This window comes from Methylobacterium terricola, assembly GCF_006151805.1.
Lineage (GTDB): Bacteria > Pseudomonadota > Alphaproteobacteria > Rhizobiales > Beijerinckiaceae > Methylobacterium > Methylobacterium terricola.
Genome location: NZ_VDDA01000021.1, coordinates 18,626 through 30,135, shown reverse-complemented (window position 1 = coordinate 30,135; position 11,510 = coordinate 18,626). Strand labels below are relative to the sequence as shown.

10 protein-coding genes are annotated in these 11,510 nt (G+C 60.6%); 4 read left to right on the top strand and 6 right to left on the bottom strand.

Annotation, left to right across the window (positions count from 1 at the left end):
- Positions 1-54: 54 nt before the first annotated feature.
- Positions 55-519 (bottom strand): hypothetical protein, encoded by a 465-nt coding sequence (locus tag FF100_RS28410; protein WP_139039121.1) that lies wholly within the window; start codon positions 517-519, stop codon positions 55-57.
- Positions 520-929: 410 nt separating this feature from the next.
- Complete coding sequence (locus FF100_RS28405) at positions 930-1,739, bottom strand: Crp/Fnr family transcriptional regulator (RefSeq protein ID WP_246102471.1); 810 nt, start codon at positions 1,737-1,739, stop codon at positions 930-932.
- A 792-nt stretch (positions 1,740-2,531) separates the two neighbouring features.
- On the opposite strand from FF100_RS28405, the gene FF100_RS28400 reads away from it, so the two are divergent.
- The 3 genes from FF100_RS28400 (at position 2,532) to FF100_RS28390 (ending at position 8,531) form a co-directional block, all read left to right on the top strand.
- The gene (locus FF100_RS28400) at positions 2,532-2,729 is read left to right on the top strand and encodes a type II toxin-antitoxin system ParD family antitoxin (RefSeq protein ID WP_139039120.1); all 198 of its coding nucleotides are present in this window, start codon (positions 2,532-2,534) and stop codon (positions 2,727-2,729) included.
- Positions 2,726-6,475, top strand: a complete 3,750-nt coding sequence (locus tag FF100_RS38065; protein ID WP_139039119.1) for a PAS domain S-box protein — start codon at positions 2,726-2,728, stop codon at positions 6,473-6,475. Before FF100_RS28400 ends, FF100_RS38065 begins: the two co-directional genes overlap by 4 nt.
- 250 nt (positions 6,476-6,725) lie before the next feature.
- Positions 6,726-8,531 carry a PAS domain S-box protein gene (locus FF100_RS28390; protein ID WP_171070365.1) on the top strand — a complete coding sequence of 602 codons (1,806 nt, stop codon included), beginning with the start codon at positions 6,726-6,728 and terminating at the stop codon, positions 8,529-8,531.
- Positions 8,532-8,601: 70 nt separating this feature from the next.
- On the opposite strand, the gene FF100_RS28385 is transcribed toward FF100_RS28390, so the two are convergent.
- Both FF100_RS28385 and FF100_RS28380 read right to left on the bottom strand, forming a co-directional pair.
- Positions 8,602-8,838 carry a hypothetical protein gene (locus FF100_RS28385; protein ID WP_139039117.1) on the bottom strand — a complete coding sequence of 79 codons (237 nt, stop codon included), beginning with the start codon at positions 8,836-8,838 and terminating at the stop codon, positions 8,602-8,604.
- Positions 8,839-8,975: 137 nt separating this feature from the next.
- Positions 8,976-9,386: a response regulator gene (locus FF100_RS28380; protein WP_246102469.1), complete on the bottom strand. Its 411-nt coding sequence runs from the start codon at positions 9,384-9,386 to the stop codon at positions 8,976-8,978.
- A gap of 137 nt (positions 9,387-9,523) precedes the next feature.
- On the opposite strand from FF100_RS28380, the gene FF100_RS28375 reads away from it, so the two are divergent.
- Entirely contained in the window at positions 9,524-9,757 is a 234-nt protein-coding gene (locus tag FF100_RS28375; protein ID WP_139039116.1) for a hypothetical protein, read from the top strand.
- A 335-nt stretch (positions 9,758-10,092) separates the two neighbouring features.
- Here the strand turns inward: FF100_RS28375 and FF100_RS28370 are convergent, their stop codons facing one another.
- Complete coding sequence (locus FF100_RS28370; RefSeq protein WP_246102467.1) at positions 10,093-10,884, bottom strand: Crp/Fnr family transcriptional regulator; 792 nt, start codon at positions 10,882-10,884, stop codon at positions 10,093-10,095.
- Entirely contained in the window at positions 10,881-11,258 is a 378-nt protein-coding gene (locus FF100_RS28365; RefSeq protein WP_171070363.1) for a response regulator, read from the bottom strand. Before FF100_RS28365 ends, FF100_RS28370 begins: the two co-directional genes overlap by 4 nt.
- Positions 11,259-11,510 lie beyond the last annotated feature (252 nt).

Below are 11,510 nucleotides of genomic sequence, written 5' to 3'. Positions count from 1 at the left end.
ATCCCGGGCCGGGGCTGCGGAAGCAGCCAGCTGCCCTTCGGTTCGGGCCTCGGCCTAGCCGTGGCCGAGGAGACCGCCACCGTCATGGCTCTGCAGTTGACTCAGCTGATCGAACGAGCTGTCGAGGCTAAAGTCGTTGGTGAAGCTATGGGAAGTGTAGTCCACGTTGTGGCTCGCCTCCGAGGATTCCGACTGGCTTCCGCCAAAATCCTGGTTCGACGCTTCGTACGACGTGCTCGACGAGCCATGATCGCCATCGTGCGAAGTCATCTCGTAAGATTTCGACGACTCGCTGCCATTGTCGACGGCCGACGACTCATTCGAGCTGCTCTGGTGATTGCTGTAGCTCGTCTGATCGTAGGTGGTGTTGTTGTCGACGTTGAGCACCTTGCTCAGATCGAACGTGCTGGACGAACCTCCGGCATCGCCGCCGGATGAGCCGCCCCAATGGCTGCTTTCGCCGCCAGTCGAACCGCCCCAGTTGCCAGTGTTCGTGAGAGTGCTGAAAAAGTCAGCCATGGGAGATTCCTTCTACGTTGGCTGCGCGTTCGAGGCGAACACGTGAGCTCATCGGCTCCAGGAATAAGCACTCGCCTCATGGGTGTGGGCTGCCCCACGGCTGAACAAGTCCCGGATGCCGCGGGTGTTCCCGATAAGGACGGAGAATATCGCGATTAATCCATCTTCATCATTTGTCGATTAAGGCCGAATGAGGAATATCTTGACCGCACAGCACGAGAGTTCTATCAGCCAACACCGACCTTGTTAAGCATTTGCTGATTGAATGTCTTCGAAAGGCTTCGGTCGTCCGCGACTGACAGTACCCGGGACGGCACGGCACGGGGTACCGGCGCGCCGCCGGTGGCGTGCGTGTCATAACCTCGACCACTGTGCGGCAAGGGGCTCGCGATCAAATTAACAAACAAATGTCAGTTGAAGCGCCGTTCGAACTCAAGACGCGTCGCGTGCGAGAGCTCGTGAGGGGGGTCCGACACCTCGGAGATCTCCGGTAGATGGAGATAGCGATTATCGAAATTGGCGAAGGCTTCGAGACGCTTCGGATCAGGTACGACGAGACCCTTGCGCTTGCTCTCGATCAAGCCCTCCTTGCGGAGAGTGGTGAGCACGCGATGGACGTGCATGTGCGACAGCCCTGCCGTATCGGCTAACTCGGACTGCGTTAGAGGTAGCTTATAATCAGGCTCCATCGCTATGCCGACTGCCTGAAGGCGGGCCAGAACCTCGCATAGGAAGTGAGCTACCTGCCTGTCGGCCGAGCGCCGTCCTACGCCGACCAACCATTCGCGCAAAATTGACTCGTCGACCAAGACCGACCACCACAGAGCGAGGTAGATGTTTGGCCGGTAGGCTGCCATCTCCTTGATCTTGCGGTAGGGAATGGAGGCAACGGTGCAAGATGTGACGGTCGAAACCGAGTGAGACATGCGTTTTAGGACAGATGCGTGCAGATCACACCCATCACCTGGCACAAGATACGCGACGATCGATCGGCCCCCTCCGGCAACCACGTTGTATCTGCATGCAAATCCCTTTAGTATAATGTGTGCATATTCTGGAACTTCCCCCTCTATGACAACATCTCGCCCTTCTTCAATCTGAGAAACTTGCTCGGTAGCAGCGTTTAAGGCGTGGATATCATCATTATCGAGATTTACCCGGAGTGCCATCTTGCGAATGAAAGCGCTCCTGATTGAATAATTATCCAAGTTTTTATCCAATTTGTTTCACTCCCCAGGGATGTGTTGGCTTATTATTAAATAATTATTACAGGTACAAAGTTAAATTCTGCACTTTGATCATAACATACACCTCAATTATCATGCGTTAGCATGGGCGAAGAGACTCGGCATCCTTACCGGATAAATGGAAGGCGACCGTAGTGCTCTCATTCGCAGGCTCCTTACATGATTGAGGCTCGCAACTGTATTTCATTTGATGCATTGCAGGGGCAGTCCATAAACTTATGTTAAACATCTCGCTTTTTCAAATGGCAGATGCTCACAAGGGGAGGAACTCGGAGCGATGAGAGAGGCTCAGGCTGCGGCCTCGTTCGTCTCAGCTATCATATGTAGTAGTGTACAAATTAACTATAATAAGTTTTATATTTAGTAATTTCTATACATTACGAGATAACTACTTGTAATTAAATACGTTAATTATCGTAAAACTGCATTTATATCTATTATTTATCACTGACACAAGAGCTTACTGACCATTGGCAACTCCAGATCAACAGAGTGGCTTACGCCAGCATTATTGGAACTCCTGAGTGAGATCGATTGCGACTGTTCGTGTCATATCGGCCTGGCTAGTTCCATATGCCAAGCTTCTGCGCTTGAACCCGGCTTTGATTTCCAGACACGCTAACCTTACAGGTTTAAGTGGCTGAAAAACCGTCGTTTTCATTACGATACCAGTTTCCTTCGCTCGCGAGGTTCATGAATGCCAAGGCTGCCTATGTCGCAGGCAAGCCACTGGTCATATCTGTTCGTACCAGGCATGGAGGGGCCATGTCCGTACGCAAAAACGTCTCGATCTCACTGAGCCCGGAGCTGCACGCCGTCGTTGAGAGGATGCTAGCCTCCGGCCGCTATAGCAACTTCAGCGAAGTCGTCCGCGCGGCGCTGCGCCTGCTCGATGAGCGGGAGCAGCAGTTCCAGGCGCACGTCGAGACCGCCAGCGAGACGCAGAAGACCTTCAACGCATGAGTGTCCCATCAACGTTTCTGCGCGAGTTCGACTGGAGCTCCACGCCGCTCGGCCCCCGGGCGGCTTGGTCACCCGCGCTCACCACGATCTACGAGATGATGCTCGCGTCCCCGTTCGCCATGTGCGCCGGCTGGGGCTCGGAGCTGACGCTGCTCTATAACGACGCCTATATGGACTTTCTGGCTGGGCGTCATCCCGCCGCGCTCGGCCAGCCGATCAAGGCAGTCTGGCACGATATATGGACGGACATCGCGCCGCTAATTGATCAGGCGCTGGCCGGTAAAGAAGTCAAGATTACTGATTTGCATCTGGTTATGACCCGCAAGGGTTATGAAGAAAATACTTATTGGACTTTCGCCTATAGTCCGCTGCGCGACGGTGCAACGGTGGCCGGCTTCCTAGATATCGCGATCGAAACCACCGAAAGCGTCCTAGCCGGTCAGCGCAGAGACACTGCAGAAATCGCCTTGCGTCAGCAGAACTCCACGCTGAAGCAGGAGGTCGCCGCCGGCACTGCGGCCCGGGATCTGTTTGCCGTCCTGATCGAGCATCTACCGGTCGGCGTCAGCCTGCTCGACGCCAACGGCCAGATCCTAGTTGCCAATCCGACGTTCCGGACGTTCCTGCCTGGTGAACCGCTGCCGTCACGCATGAGAGAGGGTACCGGGGTCGAACGCTGGCTGGCTTATGATGCCCACGGCCAGCGGCTTCCCCCCAACCAGTATCCGGGCGCACGAGCGTTGCGCGGTGAGCTGGTCATGCCAGGCGTCGAATTCCGTTTCCAACCAGAGCATGGCCCCGAAATCTGGACGGCGGTCAGTGGCGTGCCGCTCAAGGATGCCAGCACGGGGCAGGTCAGCAACGCTATCGTCGTGCTGCAGGACATTGATGCCCAGAAACGCGCCCTGGAGGTCGCCCACGCCAATGCCGAGCGGCTGCAGAACGCTCTGGCCGCCGGCGCGATCATCGGTACTTGGTTCTGGGACCTACCAAGCGACCGGTTCACCGTGGACGAGGCGTTCGCCACGGCTTTTGGCCTCGACCCGGCCCTTGGTCGCGATGGCATTCCGCTCGCGCAGATCGTTGCGACCGTCCATCCGGATGACCAAGCCGGGCTGGCCGAGGCGATCAACGAGGTGATCGCGCGCGGTGGGCCCTATGCACACCAGTACCGGGTCCGGCGCCGGGATGGCCGCTACTACTGGCTGGAGGCCAACGGCCATGTCGAACACGGCCCGAACGGCACGCCACTGCGCTTTCCCGGCGTGCTGCTGGATATCGGAGTGCGCCGCCTGGATGCTGCCCTGGCGGTCCTGAGCGAACGTCTGCGTACGCTCGAGACCCCGCAGGCCATGGCACTGGCTGCGGCCGAGACGGTGGGGATGACGCTTGGACTGTCGCGCGCCGCCTATGGCGAGGTCGATGCCAAAGCGCGCAAGGTCATCCTGGCGCAGGACTGGCTGGCCTCCGGCCAGCAGAGTGCTGCCGGCGAACACACCTTTGCGGCCTACGGCACCTACATTCAGGCCCTTAAACGTGGGGCGGACGTCGCGATCGAAGACGTCACCACCGACCCGCGCACCGCAGCCCAGGCACTCAACTTTCAGCACCTCGACATTCGGGCGCTCGCCAACCTGCCGCTGATGGAGCAGGGTCACCTCAAGGTCATCTTCTGCCTGCACGCCAGCCAGCCACATGCCTGGACCAGCGACGAACTTGCCTTTGCCCGGCGGGTGATGGAGCGCACCGAGGTCGAGATCGCCCGGCGCAGTGCGGATGCCGAGGTCCTGGACGGCGCCGAGCGTCTCCGCTTGGTCATTGAGGGGGCAAGCGACCACGCGATCCTGACCACCGATCCCCACGGGATCATCACCAGCTGGTCGGCCGGCGCTCAGGCGATTTTTGGCTGGTCGGCCGATGAGATCGTGGGCCAACCAGCGAGGGTCATTTTCACGCCAGAGGACCAAGCGGCTGGTGCGCCGACACGCGAACTCGCCACGGCCCGGGAGCATGGCTGCGCCAACGACGAGCGCTGGCACGCGACCAAGAGCGGTGGGCGCGTGTTCATGAACGGCTCGGTGCGGCCACTGCCACCAGACCCTCAGGGCCGCGAGCGCGGCTTCATGAAGATCGCCCGCGACGAAACCGAGCGACGGCGGGCCCATGCTGAACTGCAGGAACTGAACGCGACCCTGGAGCAGCGCGTCGCCGAGCGCACAGCGGACCGCAATTCCCTCTGGCAGCTTTCCTCGGACCTGATGCTGCGCTGCACGTTCCAGGGCGTGATGACAGCGGTAAATCCGGCCTGGACCGAGGTGCTGGGCTGGCGCGAGGACGAACTGCTCGGCCGCACCATCTTTGAGTTCATTCACCCCGACGATGTGGCGCACACAATCGAGGGTGCCCAAGCCTCGTCCGAGGGGCATGCGTATAGCCGCTTCGAGAACCGCTACCGCTGCAAGGATGACAGCTACCGCTGGATCAGCTGGTCGACCAGCCCGGCCGACGGATTGATCAACGCCGTCGGCCGAGACGCCACGGCGGACAAGGAACAGGCCCAGGCACTGGAAATCACCGCCGAAGCCCTGCGCCAATCGCAGAAAATGGAGGCGGTGGGACAGCTCACCGGCGGGGTGGCCCACGACTTCAATAACCTGCTGACGATCATTCGCTCGTCGGTGGACTTCCTGCGCCGGCCCCAGCTGCCCGACGATCGCAAGGCCCGCTACCTCGATGCCGTGTCCGACACCGTGGATCGTGCCGCCAAGCTGACTGGTCAGCTGCTCGCGTTCGCCCGGCGGCAATCGCTCCGGCCAGAAGTGTTCGATGTGGGTGCGCGGCTGCGCGGGGTCGGCGACATGCTCGACACGGTGACTGGTGCGCGCGTGCAGGTGACGATCGAGGCGCCGGACGAACCGTGTTTTATCCACGCAGACGTGAGTCAGTTCGAGACCGCATTGATCAATATGGCGGTCAACGCCCGTGATGCGATGGACGGTGAGGGACACTTGATCCTGCGCCTTGCCTGCGGAGCCCATCTGCCACCGATCCGGGGGCACGCCGGTTCGGCCAGTTCCTTTGCAGCGGTCTCCGTCATCGACACCGGCTCCGGCATCGCACCAGACCAGCTTGGGCGCATCTTCGAGCCGTTCTTCACCACCAAGGAGGTCGGCAAGGGCACGGGACTTGGGTTGTCGCAGGTGTTCGGGTTCGCCAAGCAGTCGGGCGGTGACGTGGACGTGGCGAGCGTGTCCGGCCAGGGCACGACGTTCACACTCTACCTGCCCGAGGTGGCCGCCCCGGCCCAGGTCAAGGAGACTGATGCAGACACGCCACCAGCGCCGGTGGCCACGGGCCAGCGCGTACTCGTGGTCGAGGATAACGTTGAGGTCGGCCGGTTCTGCACACAGATCCTCGATGACCTCGGCTACGCGACGGATTGGGCGACCACGGGTGAGGAGGCGCTGCTCAAGTTGGGTCACGACGGGGCCGGGTTCGATGCGGTGTTCTCGGACGTCGTGATGCCTGGTATGGGCGGCATTACGCTCGCGGAAACCTTACGCGATCGTCTGCCTGGTCTGCCGGTCGTTCTGACCTCGGGCTACAGTCACATTTTGGCTCAGCAGGCTGATCACGGGTTCGAGCTGTTGCACAAACCCTATTCAGCCGAGCAGCTGGCTCGCGTACTTCAGCGCGTGATGCAGCCGGCCGTCCATCTGTTCGGCCGGGCCGTAAGCTCGCGGTAGCATTTCATGCGATGGCAAAGCGTACATCACCTCGTTCGCGAACCACTGCAGAACGGTGTTCGCGAGCTGATCCAGCATTGCAAAACGGACGCTCGAGCTAAGTTCATGCCCGAAAACACCAAACTGCCAAGCTCGCTAATGCCGAAACAAACTTCTCGAATGGGCGGCTACGGCCATGTCGCCGCCAAAAAGCCGTGCTAAGCAACTGATGGGCCGGACGAACTCCGCCGTCACCGTTACAGGACGCACCTTGTCTGACGTTCCTGCGCTCAACCTGTTCGAGGCCACGCCGAACCCTTATCTACTCCTCGCCCCGGATGGCCCGACCTACACAATTGTCGGGGTCAACGAGGCGTACCTGCGCGCAACGATGACCGAACGGCAGGCGATCATGGGCCGGTCGATCTTCGAGGTATTTCCAGACGATCCGGACACGCCGGACGCCTATAGCAGTCGTGATCTTCGGGCTTCGCTAGACCGGGCCACTCAGACCGCGCAGCCCGACCGTCTCCCGGTGCTACACTACAACATTCGTCGTCCGGACGGGATATTCGAGGAACGACACTGGCGCCCGCTGCAGGTGCCGGTACTTGGCCCCGGCGGTGAGGTCGTCAGCCTCATCCACTACGTCGAGGACGTGACCGAGAGCGTGCTCGATGCGCGCAAAGCGCAAACAGCGCTGACGGCCAGTGAAGCGCGCTACCGGGCGATCGTGGAGAGTTCGATCGACTACGCGATGATTGCGACAGATCTCGATGGTGTCGTGACTACCTGGAACACCGGCGCTGAACACATTCTTGGGTGGTCGGCTGGGGAGATGGTCGGTCAGACCCTTGATCGTTTCTTTACCCCGGAGGACCGGGCTGCGGGTGTTGCGGCGATGGAGATGCACAGCGCTCTGACCTGTGGACGTGGCACGGATGAGCGCTGGCATCTGAAAAAGGGCGACGTGTGGTTCTGGGCCAGCGGCGAGATGATGCCGCTCAAGAGCGACACGGGCACGGTGATCGGCTTCCTGAAGATCCTGCGCGACCGGACCCACCAGCGGGAAACCGAACTGGCCCTGGAACGGCAGACTATGCTCCTGAAGACCGTCACGGATTACGTCAGCGAAGCCGTGTTCCGGCTTGATCCGGACGGCACGATCCTACTGGTCAACCCGGCCGCCGAGCGCCTGTTCGGCTGGTCCCTTGAGGAGCTGCGCGGCGGAAACTTCCACGACATTCTGCATCATCACCATGAGGATGGCAGGCCATTCCTGGCGGAGGAGTGCGTGTTCGTCCAGGCCCTGCGCGACGGCCAGGCCGTGATGGCTGAGGAAGCCACGTTCTTCCGGCAGGATGGCCAGCCAGTGCCCGTGGAATGTACCAGCGTGCCATTCCACCTCGAAGGGCAGGTCTCTGGAGCAGTCATCACCGTGACCGACATCACCGAGCGGCGGCGGGCGCAGGAGCAGCAGCAGACCGTCAACCGCGAGCTCAGTCACCGTATGAAGAACGTGCTGGCCGTCGTGCAGGCGATCGCCACGCAAACGATGCGCAACGCGACCGATCTGGATGCCGCACGCAACATTCTGGCGGCCCGGCTAATTGCCCTGGGCAAGGCCCATGACATCCTGCTCGATACGGAGACTGGTGGAGCCGAGATGCATGCCCTGGCCAGCGCAGCGCTAGGCCTGCACGACGATCGACAGCCTGGTCGGTTCCACCTCAAAGGACCGCCGGTCGCAGTGGGTGAGGCGGCCATGGTGTCGCTGACGCTGATGCTGCATGAGCTGGCGACCAACGCGGCCAAGTACGGAGCACTCTCCACGGCGAAGGGGACGGTACGGCTGACCTGGCAGATCGTGCGCAGCGATGGCCCGCCGGTCTTTGCACTGCGCTGGGAAGAGGAAGGCGGCCCGCCGGTCGTTCCGCCGACCCGCAGTGGGTTCGGGTCACGCCTGATCCAACGCGGGTTGTCCAATGCGAGCGGTGGCACTGTCGAACTCAGCTACCAGCCTGGCGGTGTGGTCTGCACGTTAGCTGCCCCCCTGGCGGAGATCGAAGCGAGTTAGCGGCCAAGTCTTACTCGGCGAACCAGCTCTCCCGCGTGCTGCGCGAGGTCGTTCGTGCCAGGCGCGGGCGCTAATTGCCGTCCTCGGCGGCGTCGTAGCTGGCAACTTCAAGAGCTGCCAGATTGCTGCGCAGCTCGATACCTTTAACCCGGCGGCCACGGCTTATGGCCCGGAGCGTGTCAACAGTCGCATGATGGCCGTCTGCCTCCATCCGGTCGGCAAACTCAGCCAGCTCCTGGGCCATACCTTCCTGCTCAAGGAGCTCGGCGATGATCGCGTCCACAAGCCGCATATGTGCGTCGGTCATCCATAGCCGCCTAAAATGCTGATCACGCGTAAATCGCGAACGTTTGACCAGGGCGCAAGGGAGGACTGGCTGCCCCTCGCTCCGGTTGGGGGATGCTGCGTGCCGAGCGCAAAAAGCCCTATGGCCGAGGTTAGCGGTCAGGCCCTCAGCGGCTCGGGCTTATGCTCGTCCGGCACCACCTCCTTGAGGTGATGAAAGACCACCTCGGCGCTGAACGGCTTGCCGACGAACCGGGCACCCTTCGGCATGTCATCGGGACCCGGTCGGGCGCGGCCAGAGGCTACAACGATCGAGATGTGCGGCCAGTGCTTGGCGGTATGGCGGGCCAGCGCGAACCCATCCTGGGCACCGGGCATCTGGACGTCCGTGAACAGCACCACGATGGCGGGGTGGTGCTGGCCGAGCACGCCTAACGCCTCCTCGACGTGGGACGCTTCAAGGGTTTGAAATCCGGCGTCTGCCAGCATCTCGGCAGCGTTCATGCGGATCAGCGGGTCGTCATCGACCACCAGGGCACAGAGAGGGGTGTGGTGGTCAGCATCTTTCATCATGGACTAAATCGTCGGCCGCCGGAAAGGTCCGCTCGGTCGATGCCGATCTATCGAATGCAAAAGGGTTACCCGATCTGCCGCCCGGAGGAAAATTGCGCTAAATATGATCGGGCTGGGGGTAGCAAGGACCTATCATGAGCGCTGCCGATCCGTTGTCCGACGCCCTGCCGCTGGTGGCGGCATTAGCTGAAGAGCTTGCATTCGCGCTGACTAGCGATCTCATGGTCGAGCAGTATCGCCAGCCAAGCCGGGCCCTCGATCACCTCTCAGCTGCCAAGACGTTCCTGGAACAGCATCACCATTCTGTCGGTCCCTGTGTGCAGGAGGTCGTTGAAGTCGCCACGGCGCAAGGCGGACTGCTGGCGTAGTCCTTCGTAACCATCCGGACGCTCTGAGTGATGGGCATCGGACGCGAGTTCCGCACTGGACTTTTGGATCAAATAAGCGTTTAAAACTACACCGACAGGAAGATGGTGCAAAACTCATGAATTTCGCACTAGGCAGATACTGGTTCCATGCGCCAAGCTTATATTATTACCCTCGACTTTGATTTCCAGACACGCTAAACTTACAATTTTAAGTGGATTAAAAACTGTCTCTTTACATACATCCCAATCCCGTCAGCGGAATGACTGCTCGGGGTGGATAGCGGACGATCGGCTGCATCATCTCGGCGCCCGCGATGAGCGGTGTAAGGTATCCGTCAGCGCGGCAGACTCTCATGGCCAGTGGTCGAATGCAGGTAGCCCGCCTTGAACGCGGCTATCGCCTGCAGCTGCGGTAGATCCAGGATCCTCATCTGCCTTTCCCGCCACTCAATCAGGTTCTGGTCCCGCAGCACCCTCAGCGTGCGGTTCACGTGAACGTTCGAGAGACCCAGCGTGTCGCCCAGATCCTGCTGGGTGATCGGGAACCCGTAACCATTCCTGGTCGCAAAGCCGACCGCCTGCAGTCGCACCTGCAATTCGCATAGAAGATGCGCCATCCTTTCGAGGGCTGAGCGGCACCCCACATTCACCAACCACTCACGGCTGATCGCCTCTTCCTGAAGCTTGGCCAAGCGTAGAGCGCGAGCCATGGCTGGATGCCGCTCAAGGGTACTGACGAGGGCACGCCGCGGGATGAAGGCCACCATGCACGCACTCAGGGTGCCAACCGAGAAATCCAGCCGGCTCAGGTGCCCGGCATCGGCCTCGCACAGGTCGCCTGGTAGGAGGTGAGCCAGGATTTGACGATGGCCGGTCGGCTGGAACTTGCAGCGTGCGGCGAAGCCCTCCAGCACCAGAATTACCTCGTCCGGTGTATCGCCTTCGTGGAGCAGCTCGGTGCGAGGCCTGACTTGGCGCGCACCGACACTCAGATCGGCCAGGGCACCTGCATCGTCCTCAGTCAGCGGGACCAGACGGTCGAGCTTACGGACCAGGACGTGGTGATGGTGCCGGTCGCGATGCGGAGCGGGGATCCGGAGCGGTTCGGCGCTTTCGAAACCGCTCAACGGCCAGCATCCCGATCTAGCCTGCTCAAGGTCGCGACGACCTCGCTGGGCAGGGTGGGCTTTGCCAGCCAAGGTGCAGCCTGCAACTCGGGACAGAGGGAGGTATCCCGTCGCCAGGCCGAGTGGACCACGAACGGCACCTGACGGCGGTGAAGTTCGCGCGCTAGTTCGCTGCTCAGCCCATCGCGCAGGCGAACATCGACGATTGCGAGATCGGGCGGGCGTCGCCGGAGGTGGACGAGGGCGTCAGCGAGGGTGCTGACGGGTCCGGCAGTGCGGTAACCGGCACGCACGAGCGCCTCGCCAAGATCGAGGCCGACGAGGGCATCGTCCTCGACAAGCAGGACCGTTGGCTTTGGATCGGTGGATCTCACAGGCGCTCTCCTTACGGATGACGGCCGCTGCCGGACCTCTATGAATGACAACGATCCGTGTGTAAGCCACTGGGATTGCTGATAAAAGCCCACCTCAGACGTTGGTATTGTAGCGAACAATTTTATTGTTCGGCATCGAACCAAGATGCCATGAACAACATTGCAAATGTTAATTTAGGAATATAGCAAATGATTGTCTTGGAATGTGGCTTCCATAACTTATGCGGTGATCGGTCTCACCTTGTTACATCG